This window comes from Kitasatospora sp. NPDC058444 (genome assembly GCF_042721415.1).
GTDB lineage: Bacteria > Actinomycetota > Actinomycetes > Streptomycetales > Streptomycetaceae > Kitasatospora.
Genome location: NZ_JBHXLL010000004.1, coordinates 31,961 through 51,654 on the forward strand (window position 1 = coordinate 31,961; position 19,694 = coordinate 51,654).

General features: G+C 74.4%; 17 protein-coding genes. 9 read left to right on the forward strand and 8 right to left on the reverse strand.

From position 1 onward, the window contains the following. Nucleotides 1-2 precede the first annotated feature (2 nt). Both ACFWP2_RS06545 and ACFWP2_RS06550 read right to left on the reverse strand, forming a co-directional pair. Nucleotides 3-1,235, reverse strand: coding sequence for an NAD(P)-binding domain-containing protein (locus ACFWP2_RS06545; RefSeq protein ID WP_380449025.1), 1,233 nt, complete (start codon nucleotides 1,233-1,235; stop codon nucleotides 3-5). Between the two features lie 188 nt (nucleotides 1,236-1,423). Continuing rightward, nucleotides 1,424-1,795: a YbjQ family protein gene (locus ACFWP2_RS06550; RefSeq protein ID WP_380449027.1), complete on the reverse strand. Its 372-nt coding sequence runs from the start codon at nucleotides 1,793-1,795 to the stop codon at nucleotides 1,424-1,426. Between the two features lie 124 nt (nucleotides 1,796-1,919). Here ACFWP2_RS06550 and ACFWP2_RS06555 point away from each other — a divergent pair, with 124 nt between their 5' ends. Both ACFWP2_RS06555 and ACFWP2_RS06560 read left to right on the forward strand, forming a co-directional pair. Then, nucleotides 1,920-2,849 (forward strand): hypothetical protein, encoded by a 930-nt coding sequence (locus tag ACFWP2_RS06555; protein WP_380449029.1) that lies wholly within the window; start codon nucleotides 1,920-1,922, stop codon nucleotides 2,847-2,849. Nucleotides 2,850-3,207: 358 nt separating this feature from the next. Further along, nucleotides 3,208-3,915 carry a peptidyl-tRNA hydrolase gene (locus tag ACFWP2_RS06560; protein ID WP_380449031.1) on the forward strand — a complete coding sequence of 236 codons (708 nt, stop codon included), beginning with the start codon at nucleotides 3,208-3,210 and terminating at the stop codon, nucleotides 3,913-3,915. A gap of 132 nt (nucleotides 3,916-4,047) precedes the next feature. Here ACFWP2_RS06560 and ACFWP2_RS06565 read toward each other — a convergent pair whose 3' ends face one another. The 3 genes from ACFWP2_RS06565 to ACFWP2_RS06575 are packed head-to-tail and all read right to left on the reverse strand — an operon-like array spanning nucleotide 4,048 to nucleotide 6,598. Beyond that, complete coding sequence (locus ACFWP2_RS06565; protein WP_380449033.1) at nucleotides 4,048-4,791, reverse strand: hypothetical protein; 744 nt, start codon at nucleotides 4,789-4,791, stop codon at nucleotides 4,048-4,050. Nucleotides 4,792-4,841: 50 nt separating this feature from the next. Continuing rightward, complete coding sequence (locus tag ACFWP2_RS06570) at nucleotides 4,842-5,684, reverse strand: hypothetical protein (protein WP_380449035.1); 843 nt, start codon at nucleotides 5,682-5,684, stop codon at nucleotides 4,842-4,844. After that, complete coding sequence (locus ACFWP2_RS06575; RefSeq protein ID WP_380449037.1) at nucleotides 5,681-6,598, reverse strand: ATP-binding cassette domain-containing protein; 918 nt, start codon at nucleotides 6,596-6,598, stop codon at nucleotides 5,681-5,683. The genes ACFWP2_RS06570 and ACFWP2_RS06575 overlap by 4 nt, the downstream gene beginning before the upstream one ends. A 201-nt stretch (nucleotides 6,599-6,799) precedes the next feature. Between ACFWP2_RS06575 and ACFWP2_RS06580 the strand changes: the two genes are divergently transcribed. Next, on the forward strand, nucleotides 6,800-8,083 hold the full coding sequence (locus tag ACFWP2_RS06580; protein WP_380449039.1) for a sensor histidine kinase: 1,284 nt from the start codon (nucleotides 6,800-6,802) through the stop codon (nucleotides 8,081-8,083). Then, nucleotides 8,080-8,787 carry a response regulator gene (locus tag ACFWP2_RS06585; RefSeq protein ID WP_380449041.1) on the forward strand — a complete coding sequence of 236 codons (708 nt, stop codon included), beginning with the start codon at nucleotides 8,080-8,082 and terminating at the stop codon, nucleotides 8,785-8,787. Before ACFWP2_RS06580 ends, ACFWP2_RS06585 begins: the two co-directional genes overlap by 4 nt. A gap of 130 nt (nucleotides 8,788-8,917) precedes the next feature. Here ACFWP2_RS06585 and ACFWP2_RS06590 read toward each other — a convergent pair whose 3' ends face one another. The 3 genes from ACFWP2_RS06590 to modA all read right to left on the reverse strand — a co-directional run bounded on the left by ACFWP2_RS06590 (nucleotide 8,918) and on the right by modA (nucleotide 11,944). After that, a complete protein-coding gene (locus ACFWP2_RS06590; protein WP_380449043.1) occupies nucleotides 8,918-9,994 on the reverse strand; it encodes an ABC transporter ATP-binding protein in 1,077 nt (358 codons plus the stop codon). A 163-nt stretch (nucleotides 9,995-10,157) separates the two neighbouring features. Then, nucleotides 10,158-10,973 carry an ABC transporter permease gene (locus tag ACFWP2_RS06595; protein ID WP_380449384.1) on the reverse strand — a complete coding sequence of 272 codons (816 nt, stop codon included), beginning with the start codon at nucleotides 10,971-10,973 and terminating at the stop codon, nucleotides 10,158-10,160. 122 nt (nucleotides 10,974-11,095) lie between these two features. Further along, complete coding sequence (modA, locus tag ACFWP2_RS06600; protein WP_380449045.1) at nucleotides 11,096-11,944, reverse strand: molybdate ABC transporter substrate-binding protein; 849 nt, start codon at nucleotides 11,942-11,944, stop codon at nucleotides 11,096-11,098. Between the two features lie 285 nt (nucleotides 11,945-12,229). Here modA and ACFWP2_RS06605 point away from each other — a divergent pair, with 285 nt between their 5' ends. The 5 genes from ACFWP2_RS06605 (at nucleotide 12,230) to ACFWP2_RS06625 (ending at nucleotide 19,604) form a co-directional block, all read left to right on the forward strand. Continuing rightward, entirely contained in the window at nucleotides 12,230-13,297 is a 1,068-nt protein-coding gene (locus ACFWP2_RS06605) for an RNA ligase (ATP) (protein WP_380449047.1), read from the forward strand. A gap of 155 nt (nucleotides 13,298-13,452) precedes the next feature. Further along, a complete protein-coding gene (locus ACFWP2_RS06610) occupies nucleotides 13,453-14,859 on the forward strand; it encodes a cytochrome P450 (protein WP_380449049.1) in 1,407 nt (468 codons plus the stop codon). A 374-nt stretch (nucleotides 14,860-15,233) separates the two neighbouring features. Then, nucleotides 15,234-16,097, forward strand: a complete 864-nt coding sequence (locus ACFWP2_RS06615) for an MHYT domain-containing protein (RefSeq protein WP_380449051.1) — start codon at nucleotides 15,234-15,236, stop codon at nucleotides 16,095-16,097. A 109-nt stretch (nucleotides 16,098-16,206) separates the two neighbouring features. Beyond that, entirely contained in the window at nucleotides 16,207-19,197 is a 2,991-nt protein-coding gene (locus tag ACFWP2_RS06620; RefSeq protein ID WP_380449053.1) for a nitrate- and nitrite sensing domain-containing protein, read from the forward strand. Beyond that, nucleotides 19,194-19,604 carry a roadblock/LC7 domain-containing protein gene (locus ACFWP2_RS06625; RefSeq protein ID WP_355257205.1) on the forward strand — a complete coding sequence of 137 codons (411 nt, stop codon included), beginning with the start codon at nucleotides 19,194-19,196 and terminating at the stop codon, nucleotides 19,602-19,604. Before ACFWP2_RS06620 ends, ACFWP2_RS06625 begins: the two co-directional genes overlap by 4 nt. Nucleotides 19,605-19,694 lie beyond the last annotated feature (90 nt).

The window sequence follows — 19,694 nt, forward strand, 5'->3', positions numbered from 1 at the left end:
TCTCAGACGCTGGCCGGGTCCACGGCCGGGTCCACGGCCGGGTCCATGACCGGTTCCATGGCCGGTTCCACGGCCGGGTCTGCGAATGTCTGGCTCCCGGGCGTCTGGCTCCGGGGCGCCTGGCTCGCGGACGTCGGACTTCCGGGCGTCGGCGTTCCCGGTGTCAGCATGCCGAGCGCCGGGTCCCCGAGCAGCTTGACCAGGTCGTTGGCGGCCGCGCGGCCGGCCCGGTTGGCGCCGATGGTGCTGGCGGACGGACCGTAGCCGACCAGGTGGACCCGGGGGTCGGCGGTGGCGCGGGTGCCGGTGAGCGCGATCCCGCCGCCGGGGGAGCGCAGCCCGAGCGGGGCGAGGTGCCCGATCTCGGGTCGGAAGCCGGTGGCCCAGACGATCTCGTCCACCGCCAGCTCCTCGTCGCCCCAGGCGACCCCGTGCTCGGTCAGGCGGTCGAACATCGGCCGGCGGCGCAGCGCGCCCAGCTCCTCGGCGCGCCGGTAGGCGACGGACGGGCCGAGCCCGGTCACGCTGACCACGCTGCGCACCGGCAGGCCCTGCCGGACCCGCTCCTCGACCTTGGCGACCACCGCGCGCCCGTACTCGGGGGTGAACGGCCCGTCGTGGTAGACGGGCTCGGAGCGGGTGACCCACACCGTCTCGCCGACCGCGGCCACCTCCGACAGCACCTGGATCGCCGAGGCGCCGCCACCGACCACCAGCACCCGCCTGCCCGCGAACTCCTCGGGGCCGCGGTACTCGGCGTAGTGCAGCTGGCGGCCCGCGAAGTGGCCCGGGTAGTGCGGGAGGAAGGGACGGGTCCAGGTGCCGGTGGCGTTGATCAGCGCGCGGGTGGACCAGGTGCCGTGGTCGGTCTCGACCAGCAGCCGGGCGTCCGGTCGTTCGGACTCGGCGCGTACGGCACGCACCGCGACCGGGCGTACGACCGGGAGCGCGTGCTGGACTTCGTACGCCGCGAAGTACTCCGGTACCACCTCGCGGGCGGGGGCCCCGGGGTCGGGCGGCGGGAGTTCGGCGTCGGGGAGGTCGTGGACGCCGTGCACGGTGGCCATGCGCAGGGACGGCGAGCGGTGCGCCCAGGCGCCGCCGGGCACGGCATTGGCGTCGAGGACGACGAAGCCGCCGTCGACGCCCGCCCGGTAAGGGGCGAAGCCGCGCCGGCGCAGGTGGTGGGCGGCGGACAGGCCGGCCTGCCCGGCGCCCACCACCAGGACGTCCACGCGTTCCGGAACGCTGTTCGTTGCACCGTAAACAGTCACGCCCCTGAAACATCGCGGGGGCGACGGCTGTTCCCGCCGGGAGCGCAGAACGGCCGGGAGCGCAGAACGGGCGGGCGTGAAAGGGGAGTGAGCGAACGGCGATGCGTGAACGGCGATGCGTGAACGGCAGTGCGTGAACGCGCGGGGCGTCAGGAGATCGGGGAGATGACCGCGGCCGTGCCGTAGGCGCAGACCTCGGTGCCGACGTCGGCCGCCTCCGTGACGTCGAAGCGCATCATCAGGACGGCGTTGCCGCCGCGCGCCTTGGTCTGCTCGACCAGCCGCTGCATGGCCTCGTTGCGGCTCTCCACGAGGGTCTTCGTCAGACCGCGCAGCTCGCCGCCGATCAGCGACTTCAGACCGGCACCGATCTGGCTGCCGAGGTGACGGCTGCGGACGGTCAGCCCGAAGACCTCCCCGATCACGTGGTCGACCCGGAAGCCGGGGATGTCGTTGGTGGTCACGACCAGGACGTCGGCGTTGGGGCCCTGCCCGCCGCCGTACTCGTTGATGTCAGCCATGGGACGCATCCTGCCAGTTCCTGCGTCCGAGTGATCGAGGCGTGGCCGGGCGGTGGCCGAGAAGGCCGCCGGAAGCTGGTCCGGACCGGCGATCGGGGGACCGAAAGGCCGTACCGTTAGCCCCATGGGCGAGCGAAGCGATCATCCACAGGGGCCGGGCGCGGCGGAGGACTCCGACGCGCAGGAGATCGAGGCGACGGTGGTGCTGGGCCTGCGGATCACCGACTGGCCGGCCCTGCGCGCGGCCGCGATCAGGGCCGTCGAGGAGCTGGACTTCGAGGGCATCGACCCGGCCGGACAGCGCCGCGAACTGTTGCGCGAGGTCGCCGAGGACGCCAACGCGGCGCTCGGCGCGCTGCTGCATCCGGACCGGCTGGTGGCCGCCATCCCCGGGGTCGAGGCGATCGGCGGGACCCTGGAGATCAGCGTCACGGAGGACTTCACGCCGGACTTCGCCGACCTCTTCCCGCTGGAGGGCGATGAGGAGGACGGCGGTGCGGGCGCGGACTGGAGGCTCACCCCGCGCACCGCCTGCCTGCTCCACGCCCAGCTGATCGGGCTGGCCGACGCCGCGTACGACGACTTCGACGAGCACGGGGACGAGGCGGTCGCCGACGGCGAGGACACGGACTGGACGGTCTTCGCCCGGCTGCCCGAGCGCACCTGGCGGATGCACCGGGGCTGGCGCCGCGCGATGGCCCGGGCCTTCGACGACCTCGCCGACGACCTCGCGCTCGGCGAGTGGCCGCTGCCGCGCTGCCTGGCCGAGGAGGTGGCACTGCGGATGGCCCTGGTGGACGCCCGGACGCTGCTCGGCGCACAGCCCGAGTCGGTGGCGGACATGATGGGCGACCTCCCGGCCGATCTCTACGACTACGACTGGGACGGCTGCCACGACGAACTGTTCGGGGTCTACGGGCCGGACGACGGCGATCCGGAGCTGGGGGCGGAGCAGCGCACGGAGATGCTGCTGGCGGCCACCCACCCGGAGGGCTGGTTCCTGATGTACGAGGACGCGGAGGAGCGGGACCCGCAGCGCGGCTACCGGCGCTGAAGGCCCGGGTCTCGCGCGCCGCACCTCAACCTGGCCTCGGACCACCTGAAGCTCGGCGAGCCGGACCTCGCCCGTGAGCAGCTCGAACGGACCGTGCGCAGTCTGGACGCGCTGCCGCAGGACGCGTACAGCGCGAGCATCCGGACGGCGGTGGACGCGCCGCGGCACCGGCTGCGGTGAACGGGGCGGCGGCGGGAGGGGTGAACGCCGAGCTGAACGGGGCGGGCCCAGCCGGTCGGGGCGGGGCTGGCATCCTGGACGGGTGACTGATCCTTCCGATGCACCGACGTCCACTGCTCCGACTCCTGCTCCGACCGCTGCTCCGGCTCCGACGCCGGCTGCGGCTCCTCCGGCCCCGGTGACCGAACCCGGCGAGGCCACGGACCGCGAGGACCGCGAGGACCGCGACGAGCGGCCGCAGTACGTGCTGCCGCTGGTCGTCCGGATGGAGCGGGCCACTCCGCCGGGCCGGACGGACGCGCTGGAGACGTCGGCGCGGGCGGTGCTGACCCTGCTGGCCGACCCCCGGGTGACCGAGGCGGAGGGCGAGTGGGCGGAGCGGGTCGCGGCCTGGGAGGACGCCCGGATCCGCAAGGTGGTCCGGCGGGCGCGGGGCGGGGAGTGGCGCCGGGCGGGCGAGCTGCCGGGCGTCACGGTGCGAGGTCGGGAGGCCGAGGTGCGGGTGTTCCCGCCGGTCCCGCTGGACGGGTGGCCGAAGGAGCTCGCCAAGCTCCAGGTGTCCGGGACGGACCTCGGGGAGACGGCCGGGGTCGGGGCGGCCGAGCCGGGGCTGCCGGTGCTGTGGCTCAACCCCGAGCTGGAGATGAGCGCGGGCAAGACGATGGCGCAGACCGGGCACGCCGCCCAGCTCGCGTGGTGGCGGCTGGACGAGGCGCAGCGCAAGGAGTGGGCCGAGGCCGGCTTCGCGCTCGCGGTCCGCACGGCCTCGCCGGAGGCGTGGGAGGAGCTCGTTCGCAGCGGGCTGCCGGTGGTCCAGGACGCGGGCTTCACCGAGATCGCGCCGGGTAGCTGCACGGTGATCGCGGAGCACCCCGCGCTGCGGTGACGGCGCGGGTGATGGCTGACAGGTGACGGAGAACGGATGTCAGCGGACAGATGACGGCGAACGGATGACAGATTTCAAAATCTGTCATCCGTTCGCCGTTGCCCGTCATCTGTTCGCCGACCCCGTCGCCCGTCAGCTCTGCTCGTACCGCCGCATCGCCCGCAGTCCGCCGTAGACCGCCAGGGCGGTCCAGAGCGCCATGATCGCCAGCCCCGTCCAGTGGCCGTAGTGGACGCCCGGCTCGGGCTGGGTGCGCATCGCGTACAGGCCGGCCCGGTCGGGCAGGAACTGGCCGAGTTCGCGGACGCCGGGGATGGCGGCGAGCCAGGTGGTGCCCAGGAACACCATCGGGGTCAGCAGGCCGAGTGCGGCAGTGAAGTTGCCGAGCATCGCCGTCAGTCCGAGGCAGAGCAGCACCATCATCGGGTGGTACAGCACACCGGCCAGGAAGCTGCGGGTCAGGCCCGGGGTGGAGAGGTCCAGGCCGACGGTGGCGCCGACGGCCAGGAAGGACCCCGCCGTCGAGGCCAGCCCAAGCAGCAGGCCCAGCCCGGCGCCGAGCGCGAGCTTGGCGCCGTACAGCCGGCCGCGCCGGGGGACGGCCGTGAGCGAGGTGCCGATCATGCGGGTGTTGAACTCCTGCCCCATCAGCAGGATGCCGAGGCAGGCCACCGCGACGTGGCCGAAGAGGAGCCCGTAGAAGATCCCCCCGGCCGGGTCCTCGCCGGCCGTGTGGTCCTTCGTCCCGTAGGCGGCGTTGACGGCGGCCGTGATGCCGACGGTCAGCGCCAGGGCGACCAGCGGGGCCGTCCACTGCGAGGGCAGGGTGGTGAACTTGACCCGTTCGGCGCGCAGCGCGTCGGCCGTCGTGCTCATCGTCGCCCCCATCTTCCGACTCCGGTCTCCCATGGCCCTTTCGCCTGCGGTCACTTGGTGCGCTGCAGGGCTCGCAGGCCGCCGTACGCCGCCAGGGCGGTCCAGAGCGCCATGATCAGCAGCCCGGTCCAGTGGCCGTAGGCGATCTGCGGGTCGTCGGCGTACCGCAGGGCGTACTGGCCGGCCCGGTCGGGCAGGAACTGGACCACGCGGCGGACCCCGGGCACACCGCTGAGCAGCGGCGAGAGCAGGAAGAGGGACGGGACCAGCAGGCCCATGGCGGCGGTGAGGTTGCCCAGCATGGCGGTCGTCCCGAGGCAGAGCACCACCAGCAGCGTCTGGTAGAGCACCCCGGCGGCGGCGCTGCGGACGAGGGCCGGCCCGTCCCAGGCGCCCGGGACGGTGGCCGCGTACCCGGCGAAGGCGCCCAGGGTGGCGAGGACGGCGACGGCCAGCCCGACCAGGGCGCCGAGCGCGAGTTTGGCGCCGTACAGCCGGCGGCGTCGGGGGACGGCGGTGAGCGACACGTCGATCATGCGGGTGTTGAACTCCTGGCCGATCAGCAGGATGCCGAAGCAGATCAGTGCCGCCTGGCCGAAGTTGAGGCCGTAGAAGATCCCGACGCTGGGGTCGTCGGTGAGGTTGTGGTCCTTGCCGCCGAGGGCCTCACCGACGGCGGTGGTGACACCGGCCGTGAGTACCAGGGAGAGCAGCGGGGTGATCCAGAGCGAGCGGAGGGTGGTCAGCTTGATCCGTTCGGCGCGAAACGCGCTGACGGCCGGATGCGCGGTCGGATGTGCGGTCGGATGCGTGCTCGGAGCCGTGGCGGGCGTCGGGGTGGACATCGGGGTGGGCATCGGGGTGGGCATCGCGGCAGGCGTCGGCGCGTTCATGCGGCGGCCTCCGCACGGTACTCGACGCTGTCGGCGGTCATCCGCATGAACGCTTCCTCCAGTGAGTCCTGTTGCACGGCGATCTCGTACAGCACCACGCCGTTGGCGGCGGCGAGCGCGGCGATCCGCTCGGGTTCGGTGCCGCTCACCTCCCAGGCGCCGCCGTCGACTTCGGTGGCGTCGAAGCCGTGGCCGGGGTCGCGGAGCAGAGCGGCGAGCTTGGTCGGGTCGACGGCGCGGACCCTGATCCTGGTCCGGCCGTGGCGGTCGATGAACTCGGAGGTGGCGGCGTCGGCGAGCAGTCGGCCGCGTCCGATCACCACCAAGTGGTCGGCGGTGAGCGCCATTTCGGTCATCAGGTGGGAGGAGACCAGCACTGCCCGGCCCTCGGCGGCCAGATCGCGCAGCAGGGTGCGGATCCAGCGGATGCCCTCCGGGTCCAGGCCGTTGACGGGCTCGTCCAGCAGCAGCACCGGCGGGTCGCCGAGCAGTGCCGCGGCCACGCCGAGGCGCTGGCGCATGCCGAGCGAGAAGCCCCGGATCCGCCGTCCGGCCACGTCGGCCAGGCCGACCTGGCCGAGCACCTCGTCCACCCGGCGGGCCGGCAGCCCGTTGCTCGCGGCGAGCCAGCGCAGGTGCCCGTGCGCGGTCCGGCCGCCGTGCAGCGCCTGGGCGTCCAGCAGTGCTCCCACCGTCCGCAGTGGGGCGGGGAGTTCGACGTACGGCCGGCCGGCAACCAGGGCGCGCCCGGAGGTCGGCCGGTCGAGGCCGAGGACCAGACGCATGGTGGTGCTCTTGCCGGCGCCGTTCGGGCCGAGGAAGCCGGTCACCACGCCGGGTCGGACCTCGAAGGTCAGGTCGTCGACGACGCGCCGGCCGTCGTACTCCTTGGTCAGGCCCTGGATCTCGATCACGGCCCGCTCCCCTCGTCTCTTCGTCTTGGCGGTCTCCGCCGGTGCTCGCTGTGGTCGGCCCCGGGCGGTGGCCCCATTCGACCGGAGCGGGCCAGTGCGGCGGATCCCGCCGGGGCGGGGAGCCGCCTCCCTCCCGGGAGGGAGATCGCCGACGACCGGCGCGGGAGCCGGGGGCTCGGGGTGACCTGGCAGGATGGCCCAATGTCCAAGATCGCAGTGCTGAGGGGCGTGGTGTCGGTGACCGCCGCACCGGTGGGCGTGGTGCCAAGGCTCCTCGCGCCGTTGCTGGCCGGCGCCACGTACGCGCGGATGCTGCACCTGCTGGTGGGGTGGTTCTTCGCGGGCATCGTGCTGATGGTCTATCCGGGGACGTACGACTTGAGCCTCGGCGAGATCCTGATGGAGAGCATCTCGCTGGACGTCGTGCTGCTCGCGCTGTCCGCGCTCATTCCGGCGACGCGCCGGGCCGAGGGGGTGCAGGCGCGGCTGCTGCTGGTGCCCGACCGTGAGGAGGACATCGCCACCGACTTCTCGCGGACCTGGGCCGACCGGCGGCGGACGGCCGGGTGGCTGATCGGGCGGGTCGCGCTGGGTTCGGCGGCCGGTTTCGGGATGGTCTACGGGATCGTCGGCGTCTTCGACCGGCTGACCGGCCCGGACGCGCTCTGGTACGTCCCGTTCGTGCCGTTGGCGGCACTCGGCCTCGGCTGGTTCCTGGTGTACGCGGGCCGCCTCCAACTCGCCATGGCGATAAGGCTGCTGGGCCCCTCCCCGGCCGAGCGACTGGCCGAGGCGGAGCTGCGGGCCGAACGGCTACTGGAGCGCAACCGGTTGGCCCGCGAGCTGCACGACTCGATCGGTCACGCCCTGACGGTGACGGTCCTCCAGGCCGGAGCGGCGCGGGAGGTCGGGGACCCGGCCTTCGTCGCCAAGGCGCTCGAAGTCATCGAGGAGACCGGCCGGCAGGCCATGGAGGACCTCGAACGCACCCTCGTCCTGCTGCGCGAGACCCCGGCCGGGGCGAACGGTGCGGCCACCGAACAACCCGGGATCGACCAGCTGCCCGCGTTGTTCGACACCGCCCGGGCAGCCGGCAGTCCGGTGGCGGCGCTGGTCGAGGTGCCGGCCGGCAGTCTTCCCGGCGTGCTTTCCCGAGAGTCGTACCGGATCGTCCAGGAGGGTGTCACCAACGCGCTCAAGTACGCACCGGGCGAGCCGCTCGACATCCGGATCGCCGTGCGGGACGGTCAGTTGGAGCTGCGCTGCGCCAACCGGCTGCCCGGCGCCGGACGTTCGGCGGCCGGAGCGACGCGGCCCCCGGCGGGCGGGGCGGGCAGGGGCGCAACGCGCAAGGGCGGCAAGGGACTGCGCGGCATCCGCGAACGCGCCACGCTGCTCGGCGGGGAGGCGGCGGCGGGGCCGCTGGAGAACGGGAGCGGGGAGTGGGTGCTGACCGTGCGGTTGCCCCTACGCTTGGGCTCGTGACGAACGATCTTGTGACGGAAGGTCCGGCCGGAGGAGTCGCCGGGAAGACGGACATCCTGCTCGCCGACGACGAGGAACTCGTCCGGTTCGGCCTGCGGGCCGTCCTGGAGGCCCAGGGTGACCTGCGGGTGGTCGGCGAGGCGTCCGACGGCGCGGAAGCGGTCGCCCTGGCCCGTGCGCTGCGCCCGCAGGTGGTCCTGATGGACGTCCGGATGCCGGTGATGGACGGCCTGGCCGCCACCCGCGAGCTGCTGCGCCCCGGTGCACCGGGGGAGCGACCGCCGCGGATCCTGGTCGTGACCACCTTCGAGAACGACGACTACGTCTACCAGGCGTTGCGCGCGGGCGCCGACGGCTTCCTGCTCAAGCGCACCCGCCCGGCCGAGATCGCCCACGCGGTACGGCTGGTGGCGGCGGGCGAGTCGCTGCTGTTCCCGGCCGCGATCCGCCGCCTGGCGGCCGGACACGGCAACCCGACCGCCCGGGCGGTGATGGAGCGGGCGGCCCTGACCGAGCGCGAGGCGGAGGTGCTGAGGCTGGTCGCGCGCGGCCTCAGCAACGGGGAGATCGCCGAGCAGCTCTTCCTCGGCGTGCAGACGGTGAAGACGCACGTCAGCAGTGTGCTGGCGAAGCTGGGCGCGCGGGACCGCACCCAGGCGGTGATCGCGGCGTACGAGTCGGGGTTCGTCGAGCCGGCGGAGTGATCCCGGCGCGGTGATTCCGGCGCGGTGATTCCAGCGCAGGGATCTCGGCGCAGTGAACCCGCCGGAATGATTCCGGCGGAGCGATGACGACGGGCCGACGGCGTCGCCAGGTCGTCAAGCCGTCAGGCCGTCAGGCCGGGTAGGCGTGGGTCTGGGTGGCCTTGACCGAGGCCCAGACCGCGACGCCCGGCGCCAGCGCCAGCTCGGCGACGGCGGCCGGGGTGAGGTCGGCGGCCATCGGCAGGTCGCCGACGAGCTCGGCGCGGACCCGGTCACCGTGCAGTTCCAGCCCGGTGACCTCGGCCTTCCACAGGTTGCGCGCGCTGGTCTGCGGGCGCTCCCGGTACAGCGTCACGGCGGAGGGCGGGAAGGCGACGAAGGCCGGACCGTCCAACTCCTCGGTGGTGGCCAGGACGGTGCCGTCCGGGAGCGTGACCCGGGTGCCCCCGGCCCGGCCCTGGTACAGGTTCAGCCCGACCAGCCGGGCGATGTAGTCGGTGCGCGGGTGCCGGGCGACCTCCGCCGGGCTGCCGGACTGCACCTCCTGCCCCTCCTCGATCACCACCAACCGGTCGGCCAGCACCATGGCGTCCAGCGGGTCGTGCGTCACCAGTACCGCCACCGCCTCGAACTCGGCCAGGTGGCGCCGCAGTTGGGCCCGTACATCGAGTCGGGTGCGGGCGTCCAGGGCGGCCAGCGGCTCGTCCAGCAGGAGCAGTCGCGGGCGCACGGCGAGGGCGCGGGCGAGCGCCACCCGCTGGGCCTGGCCGCCGGAGAGCCGGCCGGGACGGACCGAGGCGTGGTCGGCCAGGCCCATCCGCTCCAGCCAGTCGGCCGCCTCCGCCCGCGCCTCGCGCTTGGGGCGGCCCTGGCAGCGCGGGCCGAAGGCGACGTTGTCGAGTGCGGAGAGGTGCGGGAACAGCAGGTAGTCCTGGAACACCACGCCGACCGGCCGCTCCTCGGCCGGGGTGTGAACGCGCTGCTCAGGGTCCTCCAGGAGGAGGCCGTCCAGGCGCAGATGGCCGCCGGTGAGCGGGAGCAGTCCGGCGAGGGCGCGCAGGGCGGTGGACTTGCCGGCGCCGTTGGGGCCGAGCAGCGCCACCACCTCGCCGGGGGCGGCGGTGAGGGCGAGGTCGAGGGCGAACGCGGCGCGCTCGACCCGCAGGCGGGCGTCCAGGGCGGGGCCGGGGCGGCTGTCGGTGTTCATCGGGGTGGCGTCCAGGTGTCCGGTGGGCCCGCGAGGTCCGGCGGGTTCAGTGGGCCCGGGAGGTCCGGTGGGTCCGGGAGGCCCGGCGGATTCGGGGGAGTGTCGGGCGAGGTGTCCGGGGGAACGTCCACAACGGTGTCCGAGGTCATGGGTGCGGGCAAGGTCACGGCGTCGACAGCCAGCGGTCGCGCAGGCCGACCAGGACGGCGACGGAGACCACCAGCAGCACCAGCGACAGCGCGATCGCCGCCCGCGGGTCGGATTCCATGGCCAGGTAGACGGCCAACGGCATGGTCTGGGTGCGGCCCGGGAAGTTGCCCGCGAAGGTGATCGTGGCACCGAACTCGCCGAGCGCCCGGGCCCAGGCCAGGACGGTGCCGGCGGCGATCCCCGGCGCGATCAGCGGCAGGGTGACCCGCCGGAACGCGGTCAGCCGGGACGCGCCCAGGGTCGCGGCCGCCTCCTCGTAGCGGGGGTCGGCGGCCCGCAACGCGCCCTCGACGCTGATCACCAGGAACGGCATCGCCACGAACGCCTCGGCGATCACGACGCCGGTGGTGGTGAACGGCAGCGTGATGCCGAAGGCCGAGTCCAGCCAGGATCCGACGATGCCGCGCCGCCCGAGCACCAGCAGCAGCGCCACACCACCGACCACCGGCGGCAGCACCAGCGGCAAGGTGACCAGCGCCCGGATCACCCGGCGGCCCGGCAGCTCGGTGCGGGCGAGCAGCCAGGCCAGCGGGACGCCGAGGACCAGCGACACCGCGGTGGCCGCGGTCGCGCTGATCAGCGACAGGCGTAGCGCCTCCCAGACGGCGGGGCTGGTGAGCTGCTCGGACAGGCTGCTCCACGGGGCCCGGATCAGCAGACCGACCAGCGGCAGGATCAGGAACGCCAGTCCGAGCAGCGCCGGGAGCAGCAGGGTGACCGGAACGCGGTGCGTGCGGGGTCGCCGGACTCGCGGGCGGCGCCGCGGCAGGGCCTGCGCGGGTCCTGCCGCGCCGCCGGCGGCGGCGTGGGTCCGGTGGTTCCGGCCAAGGCGGTCCGCTCTCGGGCGGTCCCCTCCGGAGGGGTTCCCTCCGGAGCCGGTGGCGCGGCCGCTCACGGCGCCTGGAAGCCCGCCGCGGTCAGCACCTGCTTGGCCTCGGGCGACTGGACGTACGCGACGAAGGCGGCGGCGCCGTCCTTGTTCGGCGCCTTGGCGAGGGCGACGATCGGGTAGTCGTTCACGGCCTTGTCGGCCTCGGGGAAGTCCACACCGTCGATCTTCGCAGCATCGGCCCGCACATCGGTCCGGTACACCAGGGAAGCGTCGACCTCGCCGAGTTCGACCTTGGTGAGCGCGCCCTTGACGTCCTGCTCCAGGGTGACCGGGGTGAGGGTGAGGCCGGCGGCCTTGAACGCACTCTGGGCGGCGGCGCCGCACGGCACCTCCTTCGCGCACAGGGCGACCTTCACGCCGGAGGCGGCGAGGTCCTTGAGGCCCGCGATGTGCTTGGGATTGCCCTTGGGGACGGCGATGGTGAGCGTGTTCCTGACGAAGGTCGTCGGCTGTCTGCCGGCGCCGCCCGCGTCCGTCACGGTCTTCATGGTGGCCGGGCTGGCGGCGGCGAACACGTCGGCCGGGGCACCGGAGTTGATGCTGGTGGCGAGGCTGGAGCTGCCGCCGAAGTTGAAGGTGACCTTGCTGCCCAGGTTGGCGGCCTCGAACTTCTTGCCGAGCTCGGTGAAGGTCTCCTTGAGCGAGGCGGCAGCGAAGACGGTGACGGTGCCGGAGGCCTTCGGGACGCCGTTTCCGGGGGCGGAGGCGTTCGGGGAGGTGGTCGAGGAGGCCGTGGAACCGGAGGACTTGCCGCCGTCACTGCCGCAGGCGGTGACCCCGAGGGCGAGCGCGAGGGCCGCGGTGGTGGCGACGGCGAGCCTGCGGGCGGTGGGCGTACGGGTGCTCATCGTGGTTCCCCTCCAGGGTGCGCGCCGGACGGGGCGCGAGGGACTGGTCGCAGGTGCGGCCATGACGGCGATCATAGTGCCGCATATGCGAGCGATAAATCCCCTGTCGGTTTGCACAGACGGGGGCCGGTGCGGACCCGCGGGCCGCTGTGGGATGGCTCGAACGGGTCCCGGTAATTGCGTGGCGCCGGGGGCGGCCGGACGGTCAGAGTGGTCGTCGTCCGTACTTGCGGCCGGGTGGATCGGATGCACCGCCGCGGCCGAACCAAGGGGAGGAGTCCGTCCATGTCCACGCTGCGCGTCACCGCGGAGAAGCTGACCATCCTGGAGCACCCGAACGCCGATGCCCTGGAGCTCGCCCAGGTCGGCCTCTACCGGGCCGTGGTCGCCAAGGGCATGTACCGGACCGGGGACCACGCCGTCTACATCCCCGAACAGGCTGTCCTGCCCGATGAGTTGATCGAGGAGCTCGGACTGTCCGGCAAGCTGGCCGGCTCGCGTGCCAACCGGGTCAAGGCGGTACGGCTGCGCGGTGAGCTGTCGCAGGGCATCGTCTGCCGGCCCGCCGTGCTCGCCGACACCGACCTGGCCGCCGCTGCCGGGCGCGGCGAGGACTTCGCCGAGCTGCTCGGGGTCGTCAAGTGGCAGCCGCCGGTGCCGATGTCGATGAGCGGCGACGTGGTCAGCGCGCCGGACCTGCTGCCCTGGGTGGACATCGAGAACCTCAAGCGCTACCCCGACGCCTTCGAGCCGGGCGAGCCCGTGGTGCTGACCGAGAAGCTGCACGGCAGCTGCTGCCTGGTCACGTACTTCGCGGCCACCGGTGAGGTGCAGGTGTCGTCCAAGGGCATCGGCGCGCAGGGGCTGGCGCTGGCCGAGGACACGCGCAACCTCTACTGGCGGGCGGTTCGCGGGTACGACATCCCGGCGGTGGCCGCCCGGCTGGCGGCGCGTCTCGGGGCGGAGCGGGTCGGCATCTTCGGCGAGGTCTTCGGCGAGGGCGTGCAGGACCTGAGCTACGGTTCCTCGGCGCGCACCGAGCGGCCCGGCTACGCGGCCTTCGACGTGTCGGCCCTGGTGGACGGGCGGCTGAACTGGCTGTCGGCGGCCGAACTGCTGGACGGGGAGCTGCCGTTGGTGCCCGAGCTGTGGCGCGGTCCGTTCGACCCGGAGACCGTGCTGGGGTTCGCCCGGGGCAAGGAGAGCGTCTCCGGGCGTGAACTGCACCTGCGCGAAGGCGTGGTGGTGCGGCCGGTCACCGAGCGCTGGAGCCCGGTGCTCGGCGGGCGGGCGATCGCCAAGGTGGTCGGTGACGCTTACCTGACCCGCAAGGGGGGCACCGAATACGAGTGAGACGGGTCCGGATCCGGCCGGGCAGGTCGGCCCGTTGGCCGGCCCGTCGGTCGGTCCTTCGGACGGTCCTTCGGACGGTCCGGACGCGGCTCCTGTCGGTGCCGACCGCTCGTCGATGGAGGCGGCGGTCGCATCCCTGCGCAGAAGGAGTGCCGATGACCACCGAAGTCATCCCCGTTCGCGGCCCCGGGCTGCTGCCCGCCCCCACCTCCGCGATACCCGTCCCCGCCGGGAACCCCCTGGTCGGATCGTTGTTCGACCTCACCCGCCGGCCGCTGCGCAGCTACCTGGCGGCCCGCCGTGACCACGGCGACGTGGTGCGCTTCCAGGCCGGGCCGCCCGGGCTGCGGGCCGACTTCTACGGGGTGTTCTCGCCGGAAGGCGTCCGTCAGGTGCTGGCCGGCGAGGCGGCCAACTTCCGCAAGGAGAACTCCTTCTACGACGAGCTGCGGACGAGCGTCGGCAACGGGCTGCTGACCAGCCAGGACGCCGACTACCAGCGCCAACGCCGAATGGTGCAGCCGCTGTTCACCCGCCGCCGGGTGGACGGCTACGCGGACGCGCTCGCTCAGGAGGCGCAGTCGCTCGGCGAACGCTGGCGGGCGGTGCCCGGCGGAGTGGTGGACGTGGCGGAGGAGACGTCCCGGTTCGCGCTGCGGGCGGTCGCGCGGATCCTCTTCGGCGCCGACGTGGAACAGGCGATCGCGGTGGTGCACCGCAGCTTCCCGGTGCTCGGCGAGTACGTGAAGGAGCGCGGCTACGCTCCCGTCCGCCTCCCGCGCACCTGGCCGACCCCGGCCAATCGGCGCGGCGCCGGGGCGCAGCGGGCGCTGTACGGGGTCTGCGACCGGATCATCGCCGAACGGGCCGCGCGCGGAGGTGGCGACGAGGACGCGGACGACCTGCTCACCCTGCTCACGCGGGCCCGCGACGACGACGGCGAGCGGCTGGACCCGGCCGAACTCCGTGACCAGGTCCTGGTGTTCCTGCTCGCCGGGCACGAGACCACGGCCACCGCGCTGGCCTTCGCGCTGCACCTGCTGGCGCTCCACCCCGAGCAGCAGCGGCTCGCCCGGGAGGAGGCGCGGACCGTCCTGGCGGGGCGTGCGCCGACGGCGGCCGACCTGGAGGCGCTCCCGTACATCACCCGGGTGCTGAAGGAGGCGATGAGGCTCTACCCGTCGGCGGCCCTGGGCGGGCGGCGGGCGGTCGAGGAGACCGTCATCGACGGGTACGTGATCCCGGCCGGGGCGCAGGTCGTCGTCGCGCCGCTGGTCACCCACCGGCACCCGGACCACTGGGTGGACCCGGAGCGCTTCGACCCGGACCGCTTCCTGCCGGAGGCGGAACGGGCCCGGCACCGCTACGCCTGGTTCCCGTTCGGGGGCGGGCCGCGGGCCTGCATCGGGCAGCACTTCTCGATGCTGGAGGCGGTGCTGGCGCTGGGGGTGCTGCTGCGGGACTTCGAGGTGGAGGCGGTGGACCGGCGGGTGGCGCTCGGCCTGGGGATCACGCTGCGGGCGGCGAGCCCGATGCGGATCCGGGTGACGGCGAGTCGCTGACCGGCGGCGATCGACAGCTGCCTGCCGGCGGCGACGGATGGCGGGCGACAGACGACGGACGGCGGGCGACAGCCGACGGACGACAGAGTTCAGCGGACAGATGACAGATTTCAAACTCTGTCATCTGTCCGCCGTCGCTTGTGCGCCGCCCGCTGGATACACGACCGGGCCATTCGAACACATCGGCCATCCCTCGCGGGTAGCTTTTCAGATCTTTCTCTGGCCGATTCCGGTGCCTCGGTAGCGTCCCACGCACCCCAGGCCGGAAGCGCACATGCGGTTGGCATATGCCATTCGTGTGCAGTCCGCCCGGCCCGGGGAGCCCGGGCGCACCGCGTACCGCCCCCGGGCCCGACCGGTCGACCGGAGGTCCCATGGGCACCCTCAACCATCTCAGCCTCGGCTGGCTGACCCCCGCCCTCTCGTACCTGATGGCCTGCGCCGGCGCGGCCCTCGGGTTGCGCTGCACGCTGCGAGGGCTGGCCGCGAGCGGCGCGACCCGGCGGAACTGGCTGATCACGGCCGCCGCCGCGATCGGCTCCGGCATCTGGACCATGCACTTCGTCGCCATGTTCGGCTTCACCGTCGACGGCACCGAGCTGCGCTACAACGTGCCGCTGACCGTCCTCAGCCTCGTGGTCGCGGTGCTGGTCACCGGCCTCGGCCTGACCGTGGTCTGCTACGGACGGCACCGCGGCCTCTCCCTGCTGTCCGGCGGCGTCACCACCGGTCTCGGCGTCGCCGCGATGCACTACCTGGGCATGGCCGCCCTGCGGATGCACGGGAGCGTGCACTACGACGCCGGGACGGTCGCGCTGTCCGTGCTGATCGCGGTCGGTGCCGCCACCGCCGCGCTCTGGGCCGCCGTCACCATCCGCAACGTGTACGCGGCCGCGGCCGCCGCGATGGGCATGGGCCTCGCCGTCAGCTGCATGCACTACACCGGCATGGCCGCCGTCCACGTCCGGCTGTCGCCGACCCGGACCGGTCTCGGCGGGGTCAGCCCGATGGAGTTCGTCTTCCCGCTCGCCGTGGGCCTCGGCTCGTTCCTCTTCCTCGCCTCGGCCTTCGTCGCGCTCTCACCGACCGCCCAGGAGCGGGCCGGCTACCGGGAGGCGGGCGGACCGGCAGTCGAGGAGGTCCTCGACGCGCCCCCGCACCCCGGGCACGCGCGGCACGAGCCCACCCCGGCCGGGGCCGGGCGGCACGACGCCGGGCGGCACGACCGCGCCGCCTGAGCGCCGGCTTCGTGCCTCCCCGGCTCCGCACCGCCCTCCTCCCTGCCGCCGCCTGCCCTGCCGCCGTCCAGTCGGCCTCCGCCCTCCCCGCCCGAAAGGCTCCTCACCCATGCGAGAAGACCGCGGTACCGCCCCCGGTGCCCGCCGGGGTGCCCATGCCGGGCCGCCCGCCCGGCCACCGCGCCCCGGCCCGTGGCTGCGCGGGCTGCGCCCCCGGACCGTCCGCGCCCGGATCATCGCCCTGCTGATGGTCCCGGTCGTCTCCGTCATCGCCCTGTGGGGGTTCGCCACCGTCACCACCGCCCAGGGCGTCTGGGGCCTGATGCGCCAGCGCGACGCCCAGCGCACGCTGCTCACCCCCGTCGCGGAGACGGTCGCCGGGCTGCAAGCCGAACGCACCGCCGTCGGTCAGTTGCTGGCGTCCCCGACGACCGCGCCCACCGCCGCCCGGGAGAGCGCCCTGCGCGAGTCCGCGGCGGCCACCGACCGGGCGCTCACCCCGCTGTTCCCGGACCCCCACCGCCCCGACCGGGGCTACAACCGTGCCGACGCCCAGGGACTGGGCGGTGACGCGGCCGCCCGGCTGGACGCCCTCGGCAGTTCGCTCGCCGCCCTGCCCGTGCTGCGCGACCGGGTCCTGGCCAGGAGCGTCGGCTGGCCCGAGGCGTACGCCGCGTACGGCGAGGCGGTGGACCGGGCGCTCGCCGCCGCCGGAGCTGTCGCGCCGCTCCAGGAGCGCCAAGTGGCCGCCGACGCACGGGTGCTGCTGGAGCTGGGCCGGTCCCGCGAGCTGCTGTCCCGCGAGGACGCCTTGCTGCGCGCCGCCCAGCTGTCGGGCGGGCTCGGCGACGACCAGCTGCGGGAGTTCGCCGGAGCGGCCTTCGCCCGGCGCGAGTTCGAGCGGGGCGCCGTCGCCGACCTGCGCTCCGTCGACCGGGCGGCGCTGCTCGCCGTCACCGGCGGCCAGGACCACCGCGAACTGGCCGGGTACGAGGACAAGGTGCGGACGGCCGCCGACGGTCGGGCGGCGGCCGCGGCGGTGCCGACCGACCGCTGGGCGATGGTCGCGGGCAATGTGGCCGGCGCCCTGCGGGGCGTGGAGGATCAGGCCGGACGGCTCGCCGCCGAGCGCCAGGACCCGTACGCCCTGGGCCTGTTCACCCCGGCCGGGATGGCCGTGCTGCTCGGTCTGGTCGGCGTGGTGGCCTCGCTGGTGATCTCGGTGCAGATCGGGCGCGGGCTGGTCACCGAGCTGATCGGCCTGCGCAACTCGGCACTTGAGCTGGCCGGGCGCAAACTTCCCGCGACCATGCGGAAGTTGCGTGCCGGGGAGGAGGTGGACATCGAGGCCGAGGCGCCCCGGCCGGTCGAGCGGGGCGACGAGATCGGCCAGGTGCACCGGGCACTGGGCACCGTCCAGCGGGCGGCGGTCACGGCGGCGGTCGAACGGGCCGAGGTGCTCTCCGGGGTCTCCGGGGTGTTCGTCAACCTCGCGCGCCGCAGCCAGGTCCTGGTGCACCGCCAACTCACCCTGCTGGACGCGATGGAGCGCCGCACCGAGGACCCGTCCGAGCTTGCCGACCTGTTCCGGCTGGACCACCTCACCACCCGGATGCGCCGCCACGCCGAGGGGCTGATCATCCTCTCCGGGGCCGCCCCCGGCCGGGGCTGGCGCCGGCCCGTCCCGCTGGTGGACGTGGTGCGCGCGGCCGTCTCGGAGGTCGAGGAGTACGCCCGGGTCGAGGTTCACCCGCTGCCGCACGCCGCGGTGGTCGGCCACGCCGTCGCCGACCTCACCCACCTGGTGGCCGAACTGGTCGAGAACGCCGCCGGATTCTCGCCGCCGCACACCCGGGTGCACATCCGGGGAGAACGGGTCGGCAACGGCTTCGCGCTGGAGATCGAGGACCGCGGCCTCGGCATGGGGCCGGAGGTGCTGGCCGCGGCCAATCGCCGGATCGCCGCCGCCGAACAGACCGACCTCTTCGACAGCGACCGGCTCGGCCTGTTCGTGGTCAGCCGGCTGGCCCGGCGGCAGGACGTCAAGGTCTCGCTGGTCACCTCCGCGTACGGCGGCACCACGGCGGTGGTCCTGCTGCCGACCACGCTGCTGGCCGACGAGCCGGCGGTGGGCGGCGCGACGCTGGGGGCGGACGTGGCCGCGTCGGACGCCGCAGTGGTCGAGGCGGGGCTCGGGGCGGGTCTCGGGGCGGAGGCCGAGGTGGGGCCGGAAGAGCCGGTGTTCGCCGGGCGGTCGACTCGGCACGGTACCCCGGAGCGGGAGTTCACTCCGGTGCACGGTCACGCGCAGGAGCCGACGGGCGGTCCGGGCGGTGGCCTGAACGACGGCTCAACGGGTGTGCCGACCGGCGACCCGGGCGACCCGGGCCAGCTGGACCACCGGGCGCACCTGGACCACCGCGGCCACCGGGATCACCTGGACCACCGGGAACACCCGCGCGGCGGGGCAAGTGACGGGCTTCCGGCGGCGGGTGGGCCGCCGCCGGAGGGTGGGGCGCCGCTGCCGTTCGGCGTCCGGGGCAGTGACCCCGGGCCGGTGCGCCGCACCCCCTTCCGGGGCTCCGGTGCCCGGGGAGCCGGTCCGGCTGCGGACGGGGGCGCGGGTGCGGCCGCCCGTCCGCAGTCCGGGCCGCCGCGGCCGTACGGCGCGGAGCCGCACCGTACGGGGCCCCGCTCGGAGCCGGTGCCCGGGCCGGCCGCAGACGGCCCCCGAGCGGAAAGCCCCCGGCCGGACGGCCACCAACTCGGCCAGAGCCCCGCGGAGTTGCCGCGTCGGACCCGTCAGGCGAGCCTCGCGCCGCAGCTGCGCGAGGCCCCGGCCCGTCCGGCCGCGCACAGCCGGCGTGCGGCTGTCGGCTCCTCCGCCCGCGCCTCCGCAGGGCCCGGCCCCGGCGACGGTTTCGGCGCCGCGGGCCGCAGTCCCGAGGAGGCGCGGGCGGCGATGTCCGCGTTCCAGAACGGATGGGCGCGCGGGCTGCACCCGGAGGGTCGCGGGGGCGGGCAGCCCGCCGGGCCTCCGCAGCCGTCGCGGGCGCACCACCCCCAACCCCCGTCCCGAACCGAAGGAGAGCGTCCGTGATCGCCACCACCCACCGCGCGGGGGAGCTGAACTGGCTCCTCGACGAACTGGTCCAGCGCGCCCCCGAGCTCCGCTTCGCCGTGATGCTCTCCGCCGACGGCCTGGCCATGGGGACGTCGGCCGGGCTGGCGCGGGAGGACGGGGAGCACCTGGCGGCCGTCGCCTCCGGCTTCCACAGCCTGGCCAAGGGCGCCGGTCGGCACTTCGGTGCGGGCGAAGTCCGCCAGACCATGGTCGAGTTGGAGGGCGGCTACCTGCTGGTCGCGGCGGCCGGTGAGGGCACCTGTCTCGCCGTGTTCGCCACCGCCCGGGCCGATCTCGGCCTGATCGCCTACGAGATGGCCAGGCTGGTCCGCCGGGTCGGGGAGCACCTGAGCGCACCGCCGCGGGCGGTGGGCGGCCGGTGAGTCCGGTGCCCCGCCCGCACCGGGGGCGACATCCGGAGCACCCGAGGGCCGCCCCCGACGGACAGTCCCGCAACCCGCTCGCCGCCGCCC

What these genes read in the sequence shown, in the direction of transcription:
- ACFWP2_RS06550 (WP_380449027.1), bottom strand. Translation starts at nt 1,795, where the DNA reads ATGGCTGACATCAACGAGTACGGCGGCGGGCAGGGCCCCAACGCCGAC.
- ACFWP2_RS06555 (WP_380449029.1), top strand. Translation starts at nt 1,920, where the DNA reads ATGGGCGAGCGAAGCGATCATCCACAGGGGCCGGGCGCGGCGGAGGAC.
- ACFWP2_RS06565 (WP_380449033.1), bottom strand. Translation starts at nt 4,791, where the DNA reads ATGAGCACGACGGCCGACGCGCTGCGCGCCGAACGGGTCAAGTTCACC.
- ACFWP2_RS06570 (WP_380449035.1), bottom strand. Translation starts at nt 5,684, where the DNA reads ATGAACGCGCCGACGCCTGCCGCGATGCCCACCCCGATGCCCACCCCG.
- ACFWP2_RS06580 (WP_380449039.1), top strand. Translation starts at nt 6,800, where the DNA reads ATGTCCAAGATCGCAGTGCTGAGGGGCGTGGTGTCGGTGACCGCCGCA.
- ACFWP2_RS06590 (WP_380449043.1), bottom strand. Translation starts at nt 9,994, where the DNA reads ATGAACACCGACAGCCGCCCCGGCCCCGCCCTGGACGCCCGCCTGCGG.
- modA (WP_380449045.1), bottom strand. Translation starts at nt 11,944, where the DNA reads ATGAGCACCCGTACGCCCACCGCCCGCAGGCTCGCCGTCGCCACCACC.
- ACFWP2_RS06605 (WP_380449047.1), top strand. Translation starts at nt 12,230, where the DNA reads ATGTCCACGCTGCGCGTCACCGCGGAGAAGCTGACCATCCTGGAGCAC.
- ACFWP2_RS06610 (WP_380449049.1), top strand. Translation starts at nt 13,453, where the DNA reads ATGACCACCGAAGTCATCCCCGTTCGCGGCCCCGGGCTGCTGCCCGCC.
- ACFWP2_RS06615 (WP_380449051.1), top strand. Translation starts at nt 15,234, where the DNA reads ATGGGCACCCTCAACCATCTCAGCCTCGGCTGGCTGACCCCCGCCCTC.
- ACFWP2_RS06620 (WP_380449053.1), top strand. Translation starts at nt 16,207, where the DNA reads ATGCGAGAAGACCGCGGTACCGCCCCCGGTGCCCGCCGGGGTGCCCAT.